Here is a 23,588-nt window from a genome sequence, read left to right on the forward strand (position 1 = left end):
TCACACCCGTTCCCATACCGAACACGGAAGTTAAGCTCTTTAGCGCCGATGGTAGTTGGGGGCTTCCCCCTGTGAGAGTAGGACGTCGCTAGGCAATCTAAAGTCTGAGAATTATTTCTCAGGCTTTTTTATTTTTTTTAGGCTGTCTTATACAAACAATGTATAGGACAGCCTTTTATCTTTATTCAGCGAATGTTTTTCTGTGCGAAAGCAAAGCGACAGCACAATAATAGTAATTACGCTAAGACAAAATCTAAAATTCAAGAGCATTTCGAAGATTATTTAAATAAGATTGGCTAACGGGTAGTTCACTTCCATCCTTTAAAGTGACAATAAAATTGGAAGTAAGATCACGAGCCATTTTTTTTATGAAATGAATATTAACAATATAAGATCTATGAATGCGAATAAAAGATGACGGTAGACGCATTTGGAGTTCTTTCAGTGTAATACTTGTTTTAAATTGTTCTCCCTCCACATAAAACCACGTTTTTTTCTGCAGACTTTCAATATGAGAGATTTTTTCAATTGCAATAGGATTCCATTCTTCTTCTTGCTTTCCTGTTAAAAATTGATAGGGCTCTAATTTCTTTTCGGTAAAGGTTGAAGGTAATACTACAATAAGTGCTGCAGGTACATCTAAAATGTTAATAGGATAACCTATCCCATAATACGGTGTTTCGAATAAGGAATTATCTAGAACGGCGTCTGTTCGTTTCCTTGTGCGTAGTACTTGTTCTGCAATGCTACCGGATTGTACTTGCTGGCCTACTTCTAAGTTAATGTTTTGATGTCCAGAATGAAAATAAATATAAGAGTTTTCAGCGGCAATTGCGATGGATGAATTGACTGGAACCCAGTCCTTTAGCATTGAAATAAACTGTTGTGAAATATCTTTTGGCAAAGAATTAAACTCATTATTCATTGTGAATATCCCCCTTATTTGTAAACAGTTTACCAAATTTCATCGCCAAAAAAAGCGGTTTCATCATTAAAATTTGGTGTTTTATCTAAAAATAATGAAAATTCAGAAGTTCTGTTATATATTAATTTACAACAAATAAACCTGTTATGGAACAGCGGATTAAAAGTTTTTTAACAGAGTATATTGTCTACAAAGGGGAAGGTGGAATTTCAATATGTCAACACGTCAAGAAAAAATTCAAGCATTAGAAAAGCAATGGGCAGAGAACACTCGTTGGGCAGGTATTGAACGTGCATATTCAGCTGAAGAGGTTGTTAAGTTACAGGGCTCTGTTGTACTTGAACAAACTTTAGCAACTAAAGGTGCGGCTCGACTATGGAACTCTTTACAAGAAGAACCGTTCATTAATGCGTTAGGTGCATTAACTGGTAATCAAGCTGTACAACAAGTGAAAGCTGGATTAAAAGCAATCTACTTATCAGGCTGGCAAGTAGCTGCTGATGCTAACCTTTCTGGTCAAATGTACCCTGACCAATCCTTATATCCAGCAAACTCTGTACCAGCAGTAGTAAAGCGTATTAACCAAGCTTTACAACGTGCAGATCAGATCGATCATGCTGAAGGACGTGTTGATCAATTTGATTGGTTCGCTCCAATCGTGGCAGATGCTGAGGCTGGCTTCGGTGGTCCACTAAACGTATTTGAGCTTGTAAAAGGTATGATTGAAGCTGGAGCTGCTGGTGTTCACTTAGAAGACCAATTAGCTTCTGAGAAAAAATGTGGACACTTAGGCGGTAAAGTTTTACTTCCAACACAAAATGCTGTTCGTAACTTAATTGCTGCTCGTCTTGCAACAGACGTAATGGGTGTTGATACAATTTTAATCGCTCGTACAGATGCTGATGCTGCAGATATGGTAACATCTGATATCGATCCACGTGATGCTGAGTTTATTACTGGTGAACGTACTCCAGAAGGCTTCTTCCGTACAAAACCAGGTATCAAACAAGCAATTGCTCGTGGGTTAGCTTACGCGCCGTATGCAGATTTAATTTGGTGTGAAACTTCTAAACCATCTCTTGAGGAAGCTCGTGAATTTGCGGCAGCTATTCATGCAGAATTCCCTGGTAAATTGCTAGCATACAACTGCTCACCTTCATTTAACTGGAAAGCAAATCTATCAGAAGAAGAAATCGCAGAATATCAACGCGAGTTAGGTAAATTGGGATACAAATTCCAATTCGTAACATTAGCTGGTTTCCACGCATTAAACCACTCTATGTTCGAGCTTGCGCATGATTATAAAGATAATGGTATGGCTGCATACTCTAAGCTACAACAAGCTGAGTTTGCATCAGAATCAAAAGGCTACACAGCTACTCGCCACCAACGTGAAGTAGGTACTGGTTACTTTGATGACGTATCTCAAGTTATCTCTGGTGGTACTTCTTCTACAACAGCGATGGCTGGCTCTACTGAAACAGAACAATTCGTATAAGTTTCATAAAGTACGTGTATTCCTAAATTCATAATCATAGATTAGTCTCTCCCGCTCCTCCTAAAGCGGGGGAAGACTACTTAAAATCGCAAAGGTGGGGGAAATAACTGATGGAACAAGCAACAACAGGTAAGCTTAAAATTGTTGGGGAACAAAATGAGCAAACAAAAGAAATTTTAACACCAGAAGCCCTTGAGTTTGTTCTTGCCCTGCACGAAAAATTTGATGCTCGTCGAAAAGAGCTGTTAGAGGCTCGTCAAGAACGCCAAAAGCGTCTTGATGCAGGTGAGAAACTCGACTTCTTACCAGAGACAAAGCATATCCGTGAGGGAAATTGGACAATTGCACCACTTCCAGCAGATTTGCAAGACCGTCGTGTAGAAATTACAGGACCTGTTGACCGTAAAATGGTTATTAATGCTTTAAACTCTGGTGCAAAAATGTTTATGGCTTGCTTTGAGGATGCATCTGCTCCGACATGGGAAAACATGATTGGCGGCCAAATAAATATGCGTGATGCTATTAATAAAGCAATTGAGTTTACACAAGCATCTAATGGTAAAACGTATAAGTTAAACGAAAACACAGCTGTGTTATTAGTGCGTCCACGTGGTCTTCATTTACTTGAAAAGCATGTACTAGTAGATGGCGAACCGATCTCTGGTAGTTTCTTTGATTTCGGTCTGTATTTATTCCATAATGCTAAAAATGCATTGGCACAAGATACAGGACCATATTTCTACTTGCCGAAGCTTGAAAGCCATTTGGAGGCTCGCTTATGGAATGATGTCTTTGTGTTTGCACAAGATTATATCGGAATCCCACAAGGGACAATTAAGGCTACTGTATTAATCGAAACAATTTTAGCTGCATTTGAAATGGATGAAATTTTATATGAACTGCGTGAACATTCAGCTGGTCTGAATTGTGGACGCTGGGATTACATTTTCAGCTACATCAAGCGTCTACGTAATCAACCTGATGTAATTTTACCGGACCGTGGACAAGTAACAATGACTGTACCATTCATGAAGGCATATACGTCTTTATGTATTCAAACATGTCATAAACGTAATGCTCCTGCAATGGGCGGTATGGCAGCACAAATTCCTGTTAAAGGGGATGACGATGCGAATGCTGTAGCGTTTGCAAAGGTTGCCGAAGATAAGCGTCGTGAGGCAACAGATGGCCATGATGGAACTTGGGTAGCACATCCGGGTATGGTTGCAACGGCGATGGAACAGTTTGATGCGATTATGACGACACCAAACCAAATCGATAAAAAACGTGAGGATGTAAATGTTACAGCGGAAGATTTAGTAGCTGTTCCAGAAGGTACAATTACACTTGAAGGGCTTCGAATTAACTGTAGCGTAGGGGTTCAGTACATTGCTTCTTGGCTACGAGGCAACGGAGCTGCACCGATTAACAACTTAATGGAGGATGCTGCAACTGCAGAAATCTCTCGTACACAAGTATGGCAATGGATTCGCCATCCAAAAGGTATCTTGGGTGATGGCCGTGGTATTACATTGGCCTTTGTATTAGAAATCTTGGAGGAAGAGCTTGTGAAAATTAAAGAGGCTGTTGGGGAACAAGTCTATAACAGTGGCCGCTATGAAGAAGCTGCTGAGCTGTTTAAATCTTTAATTGAACAAGACGAATTTGCGGAATTCTTGACGCTTCCAGGTTACGAAAAATTAGCTTAACTTGCTTTCAGCATAGATTGATTTGAGATACGAATCTATTAAACGAACATATCCAAGCTTTCCTAAATTGTTGTGGACTAAACTCGAATGGAGTCCACCTTATTCTACTAATGTAACGAGCGGGGTCTGTTCCCCCGTTCCTTACTGAAAATTGAACACGGTTACAAAAAAGGGGTCATGAATAAAGGGATTTAAAAGGGTAAAGGATGTCTTACGAGCTTAGATGGGGAGCTTGTAAGGCATTTTTTTATCTTCTAAAACATTGCAAGGAGGGAGTATAAAATGGAAATATTGCTGGCTCCCGGGGCGATGCCGGTAGTTGACGAAATTTATGATGCATTAGCAATAGTTGAAAGGGAATGTCTCGAATTAATCATGAGACATCTCTTTTTTGATTGTTCAATTGGTCTCGTTTTTTATGCACAAAGAATGATTATTTGTTATATTAGCTATATAACAATTTTGGAGATGATAGTAATGTTTATTCAAATAGAGCCACAATCTGATGTACCAATCTATGAACAGGTAACACGGCAAATTATTGAAGGTATTGCAAGAGGAGAAATGAAACCAGGAGATACCCTACCATCTGTACGTAGTTTAGCGGCTGATCTGGGCGTAAATATGCATACGGTTAATAAAAGCTATCATGAGCTAGAGCAAAAGGGGATTATTACTATTAGAGCCAAATCAGGTGCTATTATTCGTTCAACAGAGGAGCGAGCGTTAACTCTTGAACAATTTAAACAAATTGAAAAAAACCTAAAGCCTGTTGTGGTAGAAGGAATGGTGCTCGGCGCAACAGCCGAACAAATCGAGCACATGATAAAAAAGGTATTTTCCGATTTGCAAATACCTGCAGAAGGGGTGTAGCATATGCTACTTTTCGTTTTCTTAACCGTCTACCTCTTAACATTATCTCTACAAGTATTTGTTCCATATATAGTACGTGAGACAACCATTTTTGGCGTTACTGTACCTGAACAAAATGTAAAACATCCTGCATTACGTAATATGAAAAAGCATTATGCACAAATCGTTGGAATATCTGGTGTCCTATTTTTAATGATTATGATTGCCAGCTATTATTACCTTGCACCATCTGAGTTTATGCAAGGTATTTTACTGCTTGGGTGCTTATTTGCAATGCTTGCAGTCAGTATGACACTATATTGGATAAACCATCAAAAAGTTTTAAAACTCAAAAGGCAAGAGCAATGGGGCTTGAATATTAAACAAGTTCGTGCAGTTGACTTAACGGCACGTAGTCGTGATGAAATGCTTCCTTGGCCATTTTATGTAGTTCCTTTTGGTGTTACAGCGTTTTTAATTATCTTTACAATCCTCCATTATGATCAAATACCGGATCATATTGCTGTACACTGGGGACCTAGCGGAGAAGCGGATTCTTGGAGAAGTAAAACATATTTTACAGCGGTTTCAATGCCGCTTGTTATGCTGATGATGCAATGTATGATGTGGGGAGTTGTAGATTCCATAAAGCGTTCTGCAATCAAGTTGGCCGTTAATCGTAAGGAAGAATCATTAGAAGATCAGTTGAAAAGCCGAAAGTATATGAGCTGGAACATTATGTTGTTAAGCTATGCCCTTACTATATTATTTACAGTATTACAGTTAAACAATATCTATCCTTCAATGACTTCAGGAAATAGGCTATTACCGATATTTATTTTATTTTTATGCCTTGTTTTTGGCTCTGTCCTTATTTACGCATGGAAAAAACGCAAGCTGAGAGTGGAATATGGAAATAATGTTGTTTCAGAAGTAATGGATGTTGATGAGGATCGCTATTGGAAAGGTGGATTAATTTATGTGAATCGTCAAGATCCTTCCGTTTTTGTAGAGAAGCGTTTTGGGGTCGGTTGGACGATGAACTTTGCAAATCCACGAGGCTATATCGTAATTGGTTTGCCGTTACTTATATTGCTGTTGATTTCTTTCTTTTCGTTATAATATAAATGCGAAAGAAGTAAAAAATTCGCTACACTCCCGCGAGACAGCGATCATTGCATTTGTAGATCGCCCACACGGAATGGAGCGGATTTTTTGTTAAAGTAGTGTACCGGAAACAAGTTGGATGGGGGTAAGTTTGAATGAAAATTCTCGTTGTAGATGATGATGTACATATTTTACAGCTAGTAAATATTTATCTGACAAAAGAGGGCTATCAGGTGATACAAGCGGAAAGCGGACAACAGGCTCTTCAACTACTTGAGGGAAACTTGCCTGATTTAGCTGTTGTAGATGTTATGATGCCGGGTATGGATGGTTTTACATTAACTAAGACATTGAGCCAGGACTACGATATTCCTGTACTGTTATTAACAGCAAAAGGTGAGCTTGAGGACAAGGAACGAGGTTTTTTGGCAGGCTCAGATGACTATGTTGTAAAGCCTTTTGAACCTAAAGAATTGCTGTTTCGCATAGCAGCGATATTGCGTAGATTAGATAAAAAAAATCAGGTAACCATCCAGGTGAGCAGGCTAGTTATTGATCGTCGTAGCTTTGAGGTGGTCATTGGGGAAGATACACTGGTTCTGCCTTTAAAGGAGTTTGAACTATTGGCTTTACTTGCTTCCCGCCCGAATCAGGTGTTTACACGTAGTTTTATTATGGAGCAAGTGTGGGGCTATGACTACGATGGAGATGAGCAGACTTTAAATACGCATGTGAAGCGGATTCGTGAGCGGCTGCATCGTTATGAAACAGGTGTTGAGATTACAACGGTGCGAGGCGTTGGCTATAAGCTAGAGGTTATTGGATGATGAAAACGTTATATAGTAAATTTGTTGTCACGACAATGCTCGTTATGATCGGCAGCTTGTGTATCGGCTTTTTAGCGACGAATATTTATTATCATCAAGTTGTAAAGGAAAAAAACGATGCGAAAAACGTGAAGATTGCGCAAGATATTGCAAAATACATTGAGTCGTCAAAGCCTAGCGATTTAGAAAATTATTTAACAACTCTTGGGGAAATAGGTTATCAGATTTATGTAACAACCGGTGACGCAGGACATTTTTTCGGCGGTAAGTATCGTGATAAAGCACTACCGCCCAAAACTGTCGAGCGTGTTTTAAACGGGGAAATTTATCATGGTATGCGTGATTTTCCTAAAGAGACTTTTGTGACAGGCTTTTTTGCGAATGAGCTAATAAATACGATAGGTGTGCCATTTACTTATGAAAATAAGCAGTATGCACTGTTCATTAGACCCGATATTCGCTTGTTGTTTTCTGAGGTTCATACGATACTTGGTGGACTTATTTTAGCGATGGCAGTACTTAGTCTGTTGGCAATGCTACTTTTTGCTAAGGCACTAATTCGCCCTATTACACAACTAACAGAGGCAACACATCAGCTTGCACATGAAAAATTCGATACGCTACTAGATATAGAGCGAGCTGATGAGATTGGACAATTAGCAGATAGTTTTAATGTCATGACAGAAAAATTACAGGAAAATGATCGAATACGTAAAGAGTTTATTAGTAATGTGTCCCATGATTTTCAGTCGCCGTTGTTGAATATTCAAGGCTATGTAGATTTACTAAAGAATCCCTTGCTTACCGACAAGGAAAGGCGGGAATATACAACGATTATTGAACTAGAAACGAAGCGTTTGTCGACATTAACTAAGCAATTACTTTTACTAACGTCACTCGATCAATCTACAAGGTTGTTAAAGCGTGAGCCTTATCGTTTAGATGAGCAATTAAAGGAAACAGTAAGAAAATACCGCTGGCAGCTTGAAGATGCCAATGTACAATTATCGTATCAGCTAGAACCAATAATATGTAATGGTGATGCTGGGCTATTACAAAATGTTTGGGATAATTTATTGACGAACGCTATTAAATATAATGTCGAAGGTGGAGAAATTCATATTCACTTGCAAGAATTCTCAACCTCAATTGAAGTACTTATTGAGGACAGTGGCATAGGATTGACTGCTGAACAACTACAAAAGGTATTTGATCGCTTTTATCGAGTAGATGAGTCCAGAACAAAGCAAGGTACTGGGCTTGGACTAGCCATTGTGAAGCAAATTGCCGAGCTACATGGGGGAACGGTTCATATAGAAAGTGTTATGAATTCCGGCACAAAGGTCCGCGTTCACTTACCAAAATTGTAATGAGGAGTTCATGTAAAGTTCATGTTCACGAGATAAACTGCTGACTAAGTTGAAAAAACTTAGGGGGAGTTATTGTATGGAACTAAAATGGAGTATACGCCTTATTCGTCTTGCTGCGATTTTTGCTTTATTGGGAACGTATCTAGGCTCACATATTTCCGCCTCAGGTAGTTATGAATATAGACCGATACATGCACATATTTTGCTCGTAGGTTGGTTAAGTATGTTTGCATGGGGCATTTTCTATCGAGCTTTTAAAGTGAAATCGCAAAAATTAGTAACAGCACATGGTTGGACGGCTATTCTCGGGGTTTTTGGTTTAACACTAGGCATGTGGTTCTACAATATAAATCCATTTCATTTTAGCAGTACATTTACATTAATTTTCTTTATTATAGGTGGGACAACGCTATTAATTAGCTTTGCTTTATTTATCGCTGTAACATTTATGGTGAATCTAAAAGAAGAAATGAAAAACTAGAAAATACCGTGTCACTGTCTTTATGAGGTGGCACGGTATTTTATGCTATTGAAGCCTTTAAATAATGTATGGTTCTTCTGCAAAACGAGGGGTTGATTCCCGTTCCGACTGGGCGCTTTGTTGCTGTCGCTACGTTAGCACTACGCTTTCGCACAGAGCAAAGCTTCCTGGGGGCGTCCGATGAGCCGCTTCGCTGCGCTGCAGGGTCTCGGGCCAACACGATGTTTATCACAGGGCGTGATGCTTTTAGCCTTCGTTCCTCTATATCGCTGATCCCCAAGGAGTCGCCCAGTCGTAACGAAGATCAACCACTTCACATAGCAATGTATCTTCTGCATATCGCTCTAATTTAATGATAAAATGAAACTTCGGTAGCGATGTATCTGTGTGGAAGCGCGGGATGCGGCTCCACGCTCATCTATAGGAATGCGAGTAGCCTAAAAGAAATCACCCCCACGTTATGAGGGTGAGTACTTTATTTCATATTTTCAAGAGACTTTTTAAGCCATTTTGTTGCCTCGGTATAGTCTTGTGCGACACCATGTCCTTTTTTGTAAAGCATACCGAGCTGGAATTGTGCTTTTTGATGCCCTTGATTGGCAGCGAGTCGATACAGCTGGGCTGCTTTCACAAAATCCTTCGGTACCCCTTGTCCATGACTGTGCATTTGAGCTAATTGATATTGTGCTTTGGCATGTCCTGTAGCGGCAGCTTGTTCAAGCCATTTTGCTGCCTCGGTATAATCTTGTGCGACACCTTTTCCCTTATCAAATAAATTACCGAGCTGATATTGAGCACCTGAATGTCCTTGGATGGCTGCTAGTCGATAGCAGCGCCGTGCCTCTTCTAAGTCCTGCTCGACCCCCAATCCATGCTCATATAATAACCCTAATTGATATTCAGCCTGAATATGGGACTGATCAGTAGCGGCTCTCCACCATTTCACTGCTTCATCATAATTCAAGTTAGCTTCATATAATAATCCGAGCTCGTACTGAGCATCAGCATACCCCTTTTCAGCAGCAGCTTTGAAGTAAGGGAGCGCTTTTTCTGGTTGCTGAAGTTGGTATACATAAATACGTCCAAGCTCAAATCCTGCACTTATATGTCCAGTGTTAGTGGCTAACTGTAACCATTTTTCAGCTGAAGATATATCGTTTTCTTTGACATAGAGTACACCGAGACAGTATTGAGCATTTAAGTGTCCTTTATGTGCTGCGAGTTTAAACCATTTTATAGCCTCTATATGATCCTGAGGAATACCTTGACCAGTGTTATATAGCATTGCCAATTGAAATTCTGCATTAGTATGGTCTTGAAGTGCAGCTAAATGGAACCATTGCGCAGCTTCTTCAAAATTTTGTGAGATCCCACGACCTTTAAGGTACATATAGCCAAGATTATACTGAGAACTTGCATCACCAGCTAATGCGGCCATTTCAAAATAGGCTATAGCTTCCTCATAGCATTGCTCGACGCCGGTTCCATTGTGATAAAGGAATCCAAGGTTATTTTGAGCACTTGTATTCCCTTGATTGGCTGCTAGCATGTACCATTTTGCTGCCTCTGCAAAGTTTTGTGGCATACCAAGACCTTGATTGTATAGAACCCCCAGATTGTACTGTGCATCTGCGTTTTCTAAATCTGCAGCAGCTTTATAATAGCGAGTAGCTTCTTCATAGTCTTGTACAACACCATGTCCTAAATGATAGAGCACGCCTAAGCTATAAAGTGCATTTGCATCATTTTGAGCTGCGGCACGTTCATACCACATTTTTGCAACTGCATAATCCTTCTTAACACCACGACCTTGATTATAAAGAGCACCTAAATTATATTGAGCACTTGCATTCCCTTGTTTTGCCGCAAGCTCAAACCAGTTTGCGGCACTTTTATAGGCCTCAGCTGATTGGTTATCTTGAAGAAGCATATTTATATCAAAAACTGAGGTACTATTTTCAAAACTAGGGGCTATGCGAATCATCTTTGCCTTTACGCTACGGTCATAGCGTTTAATAAACCATTCTACAATGTCACTTATATAATCAAGAACAATTTTTGCGACCTTTGACTCCACAATTTCACTACTATTACTAGAAGTCATTTTGTTTACAAGATTCATTAGTAAATAAATGCGACGTGGATGAATTTTTGCAACAAAGCTACGATTATTGAGTAATGACCGGATGTTTTTTAGCTTTGGTTCTGAATCCATTTCTAGTTTATAAAGCTCATATAAAATTTCCTCCAGTACAAGGAGTGATTTTTGTAAAGATAGAGCTGGCTTTGACGTGGCGAGAGCGCTAGCATCCTGTAAATTTTTAGCCAATTTAATGAAGGACAAAGCTTTTAATTTCTTACAATGATCTTGGAAAATATCATATTGAATGACGATAGCACTCACCTCTTTCATAAAGTTTTTCTTATGCTCATTACCGAAATCTAGATATTTAATATGTAAAAACGTACACCATCTATATTAGTTGATCTTCGTGACCGACCTCGTGCTGCTGCCGCTACGTTAGCACTACGCTTTCGCGCAAAAAACATCATGTTGGCCCGAGACCTTGCAGCGAAGCGGCAGCTATAAAGCGCCCAGTCGGAACGGAAATCAACCATACGTTACGATGAAGTCCTCCTTTTTCATATATCGGGAAAATACCGTTATTGTTGAATTGTCCTCGTTAAATGATACTATGTGATATAAGGAGACTCGTCGAGGTTTGAAGTAGCGATTAAAAAAGTACATCTGTCAAAGTTTCATGTTATCCGGGGGATAGAGATGATGAAAAATATTGCAGCAATTATACCAGCCTATAATCCACAACAGTCACTTATAACCTATGTCCATCAATTATTAGCCACCACTATTAGCCAAATTATTATTGTCAATGATGGTAGCGATCAAAAATATGCATATGTATTTGAAGAGTTAAAAAAGATTGATTGCTGTCGAGTACTAGAGCATGACCACAATATTGGTAAGGGCGGCGCACTAAAAACAGCTTTTGCCTATGTAAGGTCGCAAAGAAGCATGTTTCAAGGTGTTATTACAGTAGGTGCTCATGGGCAACATACTTTACAAGATGTAAAGCTCGTTTTAACGATGACAAAGGTATTTTCTGAAGGGATTGTATTAGGAGTACGTAACTTCCATTCGGCGGACAGTAATCTTTTATCCTATTGGGGTAATCGTGCAACAAGTTTGTTTTTTGAAATCCTTTATCATAGAAGATTAGTGGATACCCAAACAGGTTTGCGGTTTATTTCTATAAAGGAACTACCGTGGCTGATGAAAGTGAAAGGTGAACGATATGACTACGATACCAATATGCTAGTCGCTGCGCTTAAAAGAAAGTGTCCAATTTTTGAGGTAGAGATAGGTCAGTTACGAATAAAGAAAAATACAGTGATACAGTATGATGAAATAACAAATGCAGGGTCAATTATTGCTACCATGCTTATGAATTATTTAAAACCAAGGGAAAAATAGCTACATGTTACATTTTGTAATAGGATAATAATTACTCAAGGGCGTAGCGAGTATAGAAAGAAGGAGCAATGATGATGGAATATTCAGATCAAGTGAAAAATCGTGTAAAGCGCATGGAAGGCCAGCTACGTGGGATTTTAAAAATGATGGAAGAAGAAAAGGACTGTAAGGCAGTCATTACTCAATTATCGGCTGTACGTTCAGCAGTAGATCGCACAGTTGGTGTCATTGTTAGCACGAATCTTTTAGAATGTGTACAAAATGCTGAAGGTGATGGCGAGAAAATGAATGAAGTTATTCAAGAGGCAGTTAATTTAGTAGTAAAAAGTCGTTAACATAAAGAGAAGCCTGCGCGCTAGAAAAGGGCTTAGAAAACTCACTAAAAACAGGTGAGTTTTTATTTTTGTACAAAAATATAGTTTAATTCGATACTTATTTTTTATTAAAGGGAGTTTGTACCTATGTGATGAATGGTGGTTATATAGTTAAAAGTCACAGTTAGTGAACTTGTCCGATAGATTCGTAGTCACTTTCTCTGTTATTCTAATTACAAGAATATAACAAATGGGAAGGTGATTTATTGTGAAAAAATGGTTGATAGGTGGAGCAGCATTGCTGATGTTAAGTCCAACAGCAGCTTATGCTCAACAGGCAGACGCTCGTTCAGTAAATACTTCCCCGGTGAGTGCTTATCATGTAGTAGCTAGTACTAACGTAACAACTTGGGATCAATTCACAACAGAAATCGTAAAGCAATTAAATAATTTCGCTCCCGAAATTAACATTACATATAGTGGACCAATGACAGATTTCAAAAAGAATTTTATGGAGTCCTTTAAAAAAGCACAGGAGCAAGCAGTCTATGCGGGTGGTCATATGGAAAGTACCAATATTTCTGCAGACTCAACAGGCAATGTAACGTTTAAAGTGAAGTATTTGACAAACCAAACGCAAGAAGCGGCGGTGCAAAAAAAGGTTGATCAATTATTAAAAGCGATTATTAAGCCTTCGATGACAGAATTCGAAAAAGTAAAAGCGATTAATGATTATATCGTGTCAAATGCTTCATATGGTACTAAAACAAAGGCTAGTCCCCATAGTGCTTATGCATTGTTAATGGAAGGACAAGCTGTGTGTCAGGGTTATGCGTTAACGGCTTATAAAATGTTGGATCAAGCTGGATTCGATGCAAAGTATGTTGTTGGTACTGTTAATGGTAACGAGGCACATGCATGGAATTTAGTAAAGGTTGATGGTCAGTGGTATCATTTAGATACAACATGGAATGATCCATTACCAAATCGTTTAGGGGCTTCTTCGTACGATTATTTTTTAGTAACGGATGCACAACTAAAGAAAGATCATAAATGGATAGCATCAAATTATCCAGCTGCAACAAGTGCAAAATATAACTATATGCTAAATGTTCATTTTGCATATCAGGATAAAAATACACTATACTTTAGTAATACAGCTGATAAAGATAAATTGTATAAGCTTGATCTAGCAGGTGGTAAGAAAACAAAGGTCATTGATAAACGTGCCTTGTATATTACTGGAGCGGATGACTTTTTATATTTCAGTGATTACAGTAACAGCGGTTACTTAACAAAATTAAATCTAAAAACATTAAAAACTGAGGTGCTCGTGAAACAGGCAGTTACAGATTTAAGAATTAATGATAATTTTTTAGTTTATAATGTTAAGGGCATCGAACAGAAACTTAAAATTAAATAAGAATATCCTTATCTATTGATAAAATGAAAGCACAAAAGGACCTCCAACTGAGTTCTTTGTGCTTTTTTTGTATATAATGAATACAGGAAACCGGTTGGAGGTGAGGATTTTGTGGAAAAAGTTAGCCATTATCGTAATAATCATTATTTTTATTGACCCCATTTATACGGCTGGTAAGGCAGTTGTACAGCAAGTGATAACTTGGACCAATAATGATGAGATAGAAACGATGCTTCTTTCAACAAAGGAAAAAATCATAGACGTTACTGCTAAGCTTTCAGAGAATACCTCCATTGAAACGGCCACACCACCTATAGAAGACAAACTAGAAGAAGGAGTAGCCGTTACAGCTCCTGCAGTCAAAAAACCTGAAGCAAAGTTAGTTGTAACAAATGCAAAGGAAATGGCTGATGCGATGTATGCGTACTACAGTAGTTTTTCGCCTACATTTGAGATTCAATATAAAGGCAATACACAACGAATTGAACAGTTAGTGGAAGAAGCTTATGAAAATGCTATTAAACGAGATGATTATGTATACGGTCATATTAGTAAACACTCAATTCGTTTTGAATATGGAGGAAGAGCGGCCAAAGTCTTTGGGGAGCAAAGTTATTTAATGACACCAGAGCAGTCCGGATATGTTGAAATGAATGTTCAAGAGGTTGTAGCTTCTATCGATAAACAATCATTAAGTAATGTAGAAAAGGTTAGGGCTGTCAATGATTATATCGTTGCCAATACCGCCTATACGGATCAAACGAATTCAAGTCCACATAGCGCTTACACAGTGCTTGCGGAACATGGTGGTGTTTGTCAGGGCTATGCATTGCTGGCTCATTCGATGTTACAAAAGTTAGGTATAGAAACAAAATATATAGTAGGCTATGTCGGACAGGAAGGACATGCATGGAATTTAGTAAAGCTGGATGGTCAATGGTACCACCTCGATACTACATGGAATGATCCGGTGCCTGATCGTAAAGGGGCAGTGCGTTATCAATATTTTTTAGTGGATGATCGAACGATGGCAAAAGATCATACGTGGATTGCTGAAGACTACCCGAAAGCAACGAGTACAAAGTATAACTACTTTCACAATGTAGATTTCGCTGCAAAGGTAGGGCAACAAATATTTTATAGTAATGTTTCTGAAAATAATAAATTGTATGTGCTTGATTTAGAAACAGGTAAATCGAAACGAGTTTCTAATTCGCGTGCCCAGTACCTCGTTTATGCTGATGGCTGGCTATATTTTAGTAATTATTCACACGGAGCGTATTTAACGAAGATTCGTCCGGATGGAAGCGGAGAACAAATATTAAATAGGGAAGAAACGAAGGATTTATTTGTGAAGGACAACTATTTATATTTCACGACAAATGAACTGAAAAAAATAGCGCTTTAACTTGATTGATCAATAAAATGATATGAGTGGCATGCCAGAAGATACACGTTATGTGAAGTGGTTGATTGGAGTGGAGACTGGACGCCCCCAGGAAAGCGCCCAGCCGGAACGGAATTCGACCCCTCGTTTTGCAGAAGAGTAATACTTTGTTTAAATACACACCTTGATTTCATTGAACATAATAGTGTTCAATAACATGAAGAGCCTATGACATTACAGATTGTCATAGGCCTTTTTTGTCCGCTCTATAAGATAATGGATTGGCGGATGCTGACACAGAGAAACTTCAATTTGCGGATACATCGATTTCATTTCCTGTGAAAAAGTTTTAAAAATTAATGGATTATGCTTAATGGCTCCACCATTACAATAAAGGCTAAAGGCGTCGTCTTGATAGTCAATTTTTTTCAACACAGCACATGCAAGGAGCGCTAGCTCATGGGCAGCACACATTGATATTTGGATGGCGCATGGATCCTTTTTGTCCACGGCATCTGCTAAAAATGCCCCCATTTTTGCAAGCTGCGCGTTCGTGTAAGATGGGTGGAAAAGCCATGTAGCTAGCTCTGTGACGTCTCGGATCCGTAAGTGATTATAGACAGCATTTTTTAATAGGGTCGGCTCACCGCGCCCGTCCTCCATGCGGAAAATGGCGCGTATTACTTCTTGCCCTAGCCAATAGCCACTGCCTTCATCTCCAGCACGATGCCCCCAGCCACCTGCACGTACTATTTGTGTACCGGTAAATGCGTAAGCAATGGCTCCTGTCCCAGCGATGAGTAACGCGCCTGCCTGTCCAGCAGTAACGCCGAGTAAAGTGGCTTGCGCATCATTTTCTATAATAAGCGTATCTATTTTTAGCTGTAATGCTGATACGGCGCTATGAACGATTGTTGATACGATTTCATGATCTTTGGGAGAATCAATCCCAGCCATTGCAAAGGTAGCTACAGCAATAGTAGAGTCATCTTGCTTTTGCAAAAAGTCCTGCACATTTGCTAATAACGCTTGCACTATTTCTGTAGCAGGTTCAGCACCGATTGCTTGATAATTCGAGCCACTTGTTGATGTTGTATAGATTATTTCACCAGACTCGGCATGTACGAGCGCACATGCCGTTTTTGTAGCACCACCGTCAATAATAAGTAGCCATCCCATCATTGATTCCATTCCTCTAAAAATACTGTTAATTGTTTTTCTGCTTCAATAATTTTAAATTCCTTCAAACGAATCCACTCATAAAGATTATGAGAATTTGCCTTGCAGTGTTCAAGAGATGCTTTCATCGTTGCGGGTGCTGGACCACCAGGTAATGTACGTACACCAACGAAGGTCTCCGGTTTTAATGTGTTATAAAAATCTTCCTCAGAAATTTTTAATGGTTTACCCGTAATTAATTTGGCTTGTGTATTGGTGAGCCCCCATGTAAGACTTGCTAAAGATTCCTCCCCATGAGAGAGCAATACTTTAATACATTTACTAACAATACTATGTGCCTGCCGGAATGAAATCCCTTCAGAACGCACTAACGTATCGGCAAGCTCTGTGACATTGGCAAAGCTATTGTTTGCTCGATTTCTTAGTTTTTTCTTGTTTACATCCATCGTGACAACTAGCGAACCAAATAGTTCGTAAATACCTATTAAACGGTCGATGGCGCGCCATAAATATGGTTGCATATCATCTTCTGTGTCTACAATATCTCCAAAAGGTGTATTATGTACCATCTGTAATACTGTACTAGCGTCACCAACAACTGCTGATAGCAATGAACGTGTATGCTCTATTGAAACAGGATTGCGTTTTTGTGGCATGATTGAGCTAACTTGTACGTACGGGCTCGCCAACGTAAATGCATTGAATTCCTGTGTAGCCCATAGTAGAAAATCCTGGGATGTACGGCCAAGATTAAGTGCCGCAAGCTGAACGATACTCGCTGCCTCTGCGATATAATCTGCACCAGCAACAGCATCCCACGCATTCTCGATAATATCATCGAAGGCCAATAACTCACGCATGCGCTCTCGATTAATATTGAAGCCTGTTGTCGTTAATGCTGCTGCTCCCATACTACTGCGATTCACCGTTTTGTAGACATGCTGTAAACGTTCAAAATCGCGTTCAAGTTGATCGATGACAGCCTTCAAATAATGAGCAAAAGTTGTTGGCTGTGCCTGCTGCGTATGTGTATAGCCAATCATAATCGTATCAACGTGCTCCTCAGCAGCTGCGATTAAATCATCCCGTAATGTCAGTAATTCTCGCATTAGCAATAACAATTTTTTTCTTAAAGTCATGCGATAGATGGCAATGCCCATATCATTACGACTTCTCCCAATGTGAAGATTTCCTGCAACATCGCCAGCAAGCTCTATCAATTTATTTTCGATGCGGAAAAACAAATCCTCATATAGTGGGCTGTAATCCTCTATACGATAATAGTTCAAATCTAGTTTTTTTAGAGCGATTCCAATTTCTTTAGCTTCTTCTTTTTTTACTAGTCCCTGTTCTTCTAACATTTTTAAGTGTGCAATATTGATTTGTAGAATAATTGTTAAAAAGTTTTTCTTGGCTTCATCGTAAGCCGGCTGTAAGACAATTTTACGATAAATATTAGAAGGGAAGATCATCCCATCTTCTTGCTGTGTTTTGTTGCGAAAATCTTCAAACATATGAATTGCCTCCTATTAGATTAGCAGTTATATGGCCGAACCAGCACTGCCTTTAGATAACTTCTCAGAAATAATAAGCACAATTAAAATTAAACAAATTTGTAAGACGCCATATGCACAAGCAGTTCCAAATTTAAACGAATATAGTTTTTGGAAGATCGCCACTGATAATGGGATGGTCGACGTACTGTAAATAAGAATAGACGCTACGAATTCGCCAAAGCTTTGAACAAGTGCTAGTAACGTACCTGCCAAAATGCCCGTAAATGTAAGGGGAAGTACAATACGTCTAAATGAATACCACCATGTTGCACCTAAACTCCGTGACGCTTCTTCGATAGATTGATCTAATTGAACAAGTGATGCCGATGTCGAGCGGAAAACAAGAGGTAAATGTCTAATAAAATAAGCTAATGGCAAAATCCAGAACGTCCCGACAAGAACTTGATTAAAGGCGAATATATTTTCTGTACTAAAGGCTGCAATCAAATTGACAGCTACAACCGTTCCTGGCAATGCCCAAGGAACCATAATTAAAATATCGAGTAATGTTTTACCTTTAAAGTTTAAGCGAACCATTGCATAGGCTGCTGCAACACCGAAAAGAATGTTGCCGAAAGTTGCAACAATCCCCATTTGAATGGAGTTCCAAATCGGTCGCCACGTCCGTTCATCTGTAAAAAGTGCTTGATAATGATCCAATGTATAGTCTGTTGGGAGAATTTGTGTTTTCCATGCACCATCAACGGAAAATGAAATTAAAATAAGTACTAAAATCGGTAAAATTAAAATTAATGTGCCTATGAAAGACGCAATAGTTGCCATAATTTTCATGCTTCTTGAAGACACTTCAGAACGGTGAACACTAATACCTTTACTGAGGTTTTGATAATTTCGACGGTTTTGATACCAGCGCATCACAATTAAAAAGGTAATGGACACAAAGGATAAAATCATAGATTGTGTCGCTGCCATATCTAAATTCCCATTCGTACGAGATAAATAGATTTGCATGGTCATTGTACGTTCGACACCGAACATTAGAGGTGCAGTGTAGGATGCCATAGATATCATAAAGACGAGTAAGGAGGAGGCAACAATCGAAGGTGTTAACATGGGCAAAATAACCTTTGTCCATACCCGAATACGCCCGGCACCTAAACTAGTAGCGGCTTCTTCTAAAGCTGGATCAAGACCTTTTATAGCTGCTGAGGCAGTTAAGTAGAAGTAAGTGTACATAGTGAATGTATGTACTACGATAACCCCCCATATGCCTTTTAATGAAAAGGGTACTTGCTCTAAACCGAATAGGTGCTGAAATGCACGCGGGAAAATACCACTGTCTCCATACAAAAAAGTAAAGGACAGTACACCTACTAACGGCGGAAGAGCCATAGGTACCAATACTAAAACAGAGAGTATTCGTCTACCTGGGAAATTATAGCGTTCCAGAAGAAATGCCATAGTTACACCGACGATCGCACAACAAATAACACTGATAGCGGATATATATATACTAGTCCACAATGCCTCTATATTTGCTGGGCTAGCTATATTAAAGAAATTTTTATAATTAGAGAGTGCATCATCACCTGAAAAGCTCTCTTTAAACGTTTGATAGAACGGGTATACCACATAGGCAAACAACACTAAAAATAAAGGTGCAACTAAAATATAGACAAACCAGTTCGCGCTAGTTAAACGTGTCCATGCATTTCCTTCAGAAGAACTGTGGTGTGTTTTTTCCATGTTAGTACCCTCCTATTCTCCTAAAAAATACAGTGAATCTTGGGCTATAGTTAGAGTGATTTCTTCACCAATTTTTTTGAATTGACCATTCATATTAATAATCATTACTTTTAGTGAAAAATCTAGACATTCTACAATGTAGTTCACACTAATTCCTGTAAATTCAACAAAAGTGATTTTACCCGTTAATGTGTTTTCACCAGTACCTTCATGAATAGATTCAGGACGAATAGAAATAAACACTTTGTCTCCAATCATATGCGTTAAAGTGGGGGAGCTTTGTTGCTTTCGCCCAGTGAGAATAAGTCCACTCGCTGTTTTTACTTGTATATCGTTACCGTTAATAGCATCGATTGTCGCTTCAATTAAGTTCGTCTCGCCAATAAAATCTGCTACGAAGCGGTTTGAAGGTCGGTTATAAATTTCTTGTGGTGTACCGATTTGTCTGACGTTTCCATTCTCCATGACCATTATCCGATCTGACATAGACATAGCTTCCATTTGATCATGCGTAACATAGATGGTTGTAACACCGAGCTCGGATTGAATACGTTTTATTTCGACGCGGGTTTCTTCACGTAGTTTAGCATCTAAATTTGACAAGGGCTCGTCTAATAATAAAATATCAGGCTCTATGACAAGCGCCCTTGCTAATGCAACTCGTTGCTGCTGCCCACCAGATAATTCATTAATTTTCCGATTACCATATTGCGATAAATGGACAAGCCCTCTAATACGGTCAACTTTTTGCTTAATCTCTGCCTTTGAAAATTTTCGTACTTGTAATCCAAAGGCGATGTTTTCGTCTACCGTCATGTGTGGAAAGAGGGCATAATTTTGAAACACCATACCAATGTTCCGTTTATTAGGTTGAAGCCTTGTCACATCAAAATCATCGAAAAGAATTTTCCCGTCAGTCGGGTAATAAAAGCCTGCAATCATCCTAAGAGTTGTCGTTTTCCCACAACCACTTGGACCGAGGAATGTAAAAAATTCACCAGATTTAATATGAAGATCTAAATCTTTTACGCCGTGAATGTGACCGAATTTCTTAGAGACATTTTCTATTTTCACACTTTTCAACTGAAATGCTCCTTTCTCGTTAGAAAATTAGTTGCATGAAGCCTCGAGCGAAATATACTCGAGGCTTAAAGATATGAACAATATTCATAGATGTCTTATGATATTAAAAGGCTCATCACCATAACGTGGGGTTGATTTCCGTTCCTCTATTGCTGATCCCCATGGAGTCGCCCAGTCGTAACGAAGATCAACTTATATACAAAGCAGACAATTTCACTAATGTCATTCCTAATTATTTTTGTGAAGAGCCTGTCAGCAACATAGGGCAAGTTCATAACTTTTTAGTCATCGGTCACTTTTTTCCTCGGCCTTTAATATTGTTATCCCAATGCTCCATCCATTCAGCTTCTTTCTCAGTCATGAGCTTCCAATCTATATCAAAAGTTTTTAAATCTAATTCTTTATACCACTCAGGCATTGCCTCTTTATCGATATCTGAGCGAGTAGGAATTTGATAGTAATCGTTGGCTAGCTGAGTCACCATACCTTTTTCAAATATGAATTCTGTAAAGAGCTTTGCATTTTCTAAGTTTTTAGCATTGTTTACAACACCAACACCGTCAACTAAAATCGGTGCACCACTTTTCGGATAAATGTAATCGAACGGATAATCAGTCGTATATTTCTTTAATAAAATATCTTGTAAATTCCATAAAGAAACGCTGCCTTCTTGTCGTGTCATCTTTAAATAAAGTGCATTTGGATCTTGTGTATATTCCTTAGTGTTGGCATCTAATTTTAATAGCCAATCGTAGCCTTTATCAGGTGAATCTGCGCCTTGACGTAAGATCATAGAGGAGTAAATAGTACGCATCGTCCCAGAAGCTAATACACCTCGAATTAAAATTTTATCCTTCCACTTTGGATCTAATAAATCATCCCAATCCTGTGGGCCCGTTTCTTTCTTTAATACATCACTGTTAATCATAATAACTTCGGGGAGTAACATTTCACCAAACCAACGACCATCTGCATCTTTATAAGCCGCATCAATAGAGTCGTTAAAGCTAGGCTTCCAAGCCTGAAGTAAATCTTCATCGGCGCCGACAGTTAGTGCAGATTGCGTACCGCCCCACCAAAAATCAGCCTGAGGATTAGCCTTTTCACCACGTAGGCGTTCTAAAATTTGCTGCGCACCCATCGTTAAAAATTCCACTTCAATGTCCGGGTACTTTTCATTAAACTGATCGATTACCTTTTGCACCATTTCTTCATCGCGCCCCGTATAGATCACAAGCTTTCCAGATGGCGTAGCTGCCACATCGGTCTTTTCAGAATCGGACGCTTTGCTATTTGTTGTATCTTTTGTAGAAGTCTTATTATCACTACTACAAGCAGCTAAGATAACAACCATCAGCACAAGTAAAAAGCCGAAGATACGTGTTTTCTGCATAATCTTCCCCCTCCCTAATAATGAAAAACTTACATATAGCAGTATAATCCGGAGACCTTACATTAATGTTAGAATAATTAAAAAATTATAATTGGATTCATCATAGCTAAATAAATACTAGATAGCAATGGTGTTTAACTTCTTTCAGCGGGTGCCCAAACACCCGCTGAAATAGAGGAACTCAGTCTAAGAATGCCACGTCCTGTGGCAACGACTGAGTGACCAACATCACGTTGGCCCAAAGCCTCCAGCGGATGTCGCGGAATCGAAAAGGAGTTCTTTGTGCAGGCACAAAGCCGATTCCGGACGCACTTATACCGAGGTATAAGAGATCTAGAGTCGAAAACTCTTTAAAGTAGCGAGAAGACCCAATTTTGGGGACTTTAAGAATAGATTATTAAAATATGTTCAAAAGTGAACAAAGATTGATTTTAGTAATTTTGAAATGAATGCTACGATTTAAAGCAAGAATATCTCTAAACTTTAAGGAACGAATTATACGACTGGGGGAGAGACTCATGAAAGAAGCTTTACTAATAATTGATTATCTAAGTTATATATTAGATTTTATAGATCAAAAATAAGTACTGGATAATATACAAAAATTGGTGGATTCATTTGAGTGAGAAGAAAAAGAGATTATATTTGTAAAAAACATTGTAGAAAATGATGATGTTAATGAGGATATACAAATGGATATAAAAGAATATCCCGTGTTCGAAAAGAAAAATCCAAATGCATTTAGTAATAAAAACTTTTATAAATATCTTCAACAAAAAGGAGTAGAACTTTTATTAATCACAGGATTTAACATTGAATATTGGTGCCTTTTTACCTCAATTGTTGCAAGCCACTTAGGGTTTCAGACGATCATGATAGAAGATGCTTGCGGTACAACTGGTGATGAAAATTCGTATGAAATGCCAGGAATAGATATTGTAGATTTTGTAGGCACTATACTCAATTGGTCTGATTATGTAGAAGTTCTATATTATGATGAATATATTGAACAGCGTAAAGAAATTGTTATTGATAATTGAAATATCAGGAATGAAAGCTTTAGCGATAGGAAGATAGAAATGGATAAGCCTATTTTTACTTTTGTTTTAGCAACTTCGATAAATCCAGGGCTTTCTAATTTGTTTAGGTAATAATGAATTTTTGAATAAATCATAAACCATTTTTTCGGTTTAGTGTGTGCTATGAACATATAGAAAAGCGCGAGAAATCAACGATTCTAAAATTGATTTCTCGCGCTTTTTAAATTTTGAGTAGTTTTTTTTA

Annotated in this window: 19 protein-coding genes and 1 rRNA gene; 13 read left to right on the forward strand and 7 right to left on the reverse strand. The window is 38.6% G+C overall.

What is annotated here, in order from left to right:
- Positions 1 to 94, forward strand: a 5S ribosomal RNA gene (gene rrf / locus B1B04_RS17725); the annotation flags it as partial.
- 159 nt (positions 95 to 253) lie between these two features.
- Here rrf and B1B04_RS17730 read toward each other — a convergent pair.
- Complete coding sequence (locus B1B04_RS17730; RefSeq protein WP_079562734.1) at positions 254 to 925, reverse strand: LytTR family DNA-binding domain-containing protein; 672 nt, start codon at positions 923 to 925, stop codon at positions 254 to 256.
- A 214-nt stretch (positions 926 to 1,139) separates the two neighbouring features.
- Between B1B04_RS17730 and aceA the strand changes: the two genes are divergently transcribed.
- The 7 genes from aceA (at position 1,140) to B1B04_RS17765 (ending at position 8,769) form a co-directional block, all read left to right on the forward strand.
- Positions 1,140 to 2,423: an isocitrate lyase gene (gene aceA / locus B1B04_RS17735; RefSeq protein WP_079562735.1), complete on the forward strand. Its 1,284-nt coding sequence runs from the start codon at positions 1,140 to 1,142 to the stop codon at positions 2,421 to 2,423.
- 110 nt (positions 2,424 to 2,533) lie between these two features.
- A complete protein-coding gene (aceB, locus tag B1B04_RS17740) occupies positions 2,534 to 4,132 on the forward strand; it encodes a malate synthase A (RefSeq protein WP_079562736.1) in 1,599 nt (532 codons plus the stop codon).
- Positions 4,133 to 4,609: 477 nt separating this feature from the next.
- Positions 4,610 to 5,005 carry a GntR family transcriptional regulator gene (locus B1B04_RS17745; protein ID WP_079562808.1) on the forward strand — a complete coding sequence of 132 codons (396 nt, stop codon included), beginning with the start codon at positions 4,610 to 4,612 and terminating at the stop codon, positions 5,003 to 5,005.
- Positions 5,006 to 5,008: 3 nt separating this feature from the next.
- On the forward strand, positions 5,009 to 6,106 hold the full coding sequence (locus tag B1B04_RS17750) for a DUF1648 domain-containing protein (protein ID WP_079562737.1): 1,098 nt from the start codon (positions 5,009 to 5,011) through the stop codon (positions 6,104 to 6,106).
- A gap of 140 nt (positions 6,107 to 6,246) precedes the next feature.
- Positions 6,247 to 6,918, forward strand: coding sequence for a response regulator transcription factor (locus B1B04_RS17755; RefSeq protein ID WP_079562738.1), 672 nt, complete (start codon positions 6,247 to 6,249; stop codon positions 6,916 to 6,918).
- Positions 6,918 to 8,288, forward strand: coding sequence for a sensor histidine kinase (locus B1B04_RS17760; RefSeq protein ID WP_079562809.1), 1,371 nt, complete (start codon positions 6,918 to 6,920; stop codon positions 8,286 to 8,288). The genes B1B04_RS17755 and B1B04_RS17760 overlap by 1 nt, the downstream gene beginning before the upstream one ends.
- A gap of 76 nt (positions 8,289 to 8,364) precedes the next feature.
- The gene (locus B1B04_RS17765; protein WP_079562739.1) at positions 8,365 to 8,769 is read left to right on the forward strand and encodes a hypothetical protein; all 405 of its coding nucleotides are present in this window, start codon (positions 8,365 to 8,367) and stop codon (positions 8,767 to 8,769) included.
- 475 nt (positions 8,770 to 9,244) lie between these two features.
- On the opposite strand, the gene B1B04_RS17770 is transcribed toward B1B04_RS17765, so the two are convergent.
- Positions 9,245 to 11,182 carry an SEL1-like repeat protein gene (locus B1B04_RS17770; protein WP_240518327.1) on the reverse strand — a complete coding sequence of 646 codons (1,938 nt, stop codon included), beginning with the start codon at positions 11,180 to 11,182 and terminating at the stop codon, positions 9,245 to 9,247.
- A 369-nt stretch (positions 11,183 to 11,551) separates the two neighbouring features.
- On the opposite strand from B1B04_RS17770, the gene B1B04_RS17775 reads away from it, so the two are divergent.
- The 4 genes from B1B04_RS17775 to B1B04_RS17790 all read left to right on the forward strand — a co-directional run bounded on the left by B1B04_RS17775 (position 11,552) and on the right by B1B04_RS17790 (position 15,407).
- Positions 11,552 to 12,262: a glycosyltransferase family 2 protein gene (locus tag B1B04_RS17775; RefSeq protein WP_240518328.1), complete on the forward strand. Its 711-nt coding sequence runs from the start codon at positions 11,552 to 11,554 to the stop codon at positions 12,260 to 12,262.
- 74 nt (positions 12,263 to 12,336) lie between these two features.
- On the forward strand, positions 12,337 to 12,597 hold the full coding sequence (locus B1B04_RS17780) for a metal-sensitive transcriptional regulator (protein ID WP_010857552.1): 261 nt from the start codon (positions 12,337 to 12,339) through the stop codon (positions 12,595 to 12,597).
- 247 nt (positions 12,598 to 12,844) lie between these two features.
- Positions 12,845 to 13,999 carry a transglutaminase domain-containing protein gene (locus B1B04_RS17785; protein ID WP_079562741.1) on the forward strand — a complete coding sequence of 385 codons (1,155 nt, stop codon included), beginning with the start codon at positions 12,845 to 12,847 and terminating at the stop codon, positions 13,997 to 13,999.
- 100 nt (positions 14,000 to 14,099) lie between these two features.
- Positions 14,100 to 15,407, forward strand: a complete 1,308-nt coding sequence (locus B1B04_RS17790; protein ID WP_240518329.1) for a transglutaminase domain-containing protein — start codon at positions 14,100 to 14,102, stop codon at positions 15,405 to 15,407.
- A 213-nt stretch (positions 15,408 to 15,620) separates the two neighbouring features.
- On the opposite strand, the gene B1B04_RS17795 is transcribed toward B1B04_RS17790, so the two are convergent.
- From B1B04_RS17795 to B1B04_RS17815, 5 genes are all read right to left on the reverse strand, one after another.
- Complete coding sequence (locus B1B04_RS17795) at positions 15,621 to 16,568, reverse strand: N-acetylglucosamine kinase (protein ID WP_079562743.1); 948 nt, start codon at positions 16,566 to 16,568, stop codon at positions 15,621 to 15,623.
- Entirely contained in the window at positions 16,565 to 18,079 is a 1,515-nt protein-coding gene (gene argH / locus B1B04_RS17800) for an argininosuccinate lyase (RefSeq protein ID WP_079562744.1), read from the reverse strand. Before argH ends, B1B04_RS17795 begins: the two co-directional genes overlap by 4 nt.
- Positions 18,080 to 18,106: 27 nt before the next feature.
- On the reverse strand, positions 18,107 to 19,828 hold the full coding sequence (locus B1B04_RS17805) for an ABC transporter permease (RefSeq protein ID WP_079562745.1): 1,722 nt from the start codon (positions 19,826 to 19,828) through the stop codon (positions 18,107 to 18,109).
- Positions 19,829 to 19,840: 12 nt separating this feature from the next.
- A complete protein-coding gene (locus B1B04_RS17810) occupies positions 19,841 to 20,911 on the reverse strand; it encodes an ABC transporter ATP-binding protein (protein WP_079562746.1) in 1,071 nt (356 codons plus the stop codon).
- Positions 20,912 to 21,203: 292 nt separating this feature from the next.
- Positions 21,204 to 22,304, reverse strand: coding sequence for an extracellular solute-binding protein (locus tag B1B04_RS17815; RefSeq protein WP_079562747.1), 1,101 nt, complete (start codon positions 22,302 to 22,304; stop codon positions 21,204 to 21,206).
- Positions 22,305 to 22,996: 692 nt separating this feature from the next.
- On the opposite strand from B1B04_RS17815, the gene B1B04_RS17820 reads away from it, so the two are divergent.
- Positions 22,997 to 23,344, forward strand: coding sequence for an isochorismatase family protein (locus B1B04_RS17820; RefSeq protein ID WP_079562748.1), 348 nt, complete (start codon positions 22,997 to 22,999; stop codon positions 23,342 to 23,344).
- Positions 23,345 to 23,588: the final 244 nt, after the last annotated feature.

This window comes from Lysinibacillus sp. KCTC 33748 (assembly GCF_002237755.1).
Lineage (GTDB): Bacteria > Bacillota > Bacilli > Bacillales_A > Planococcaceae > Lysinibacillus.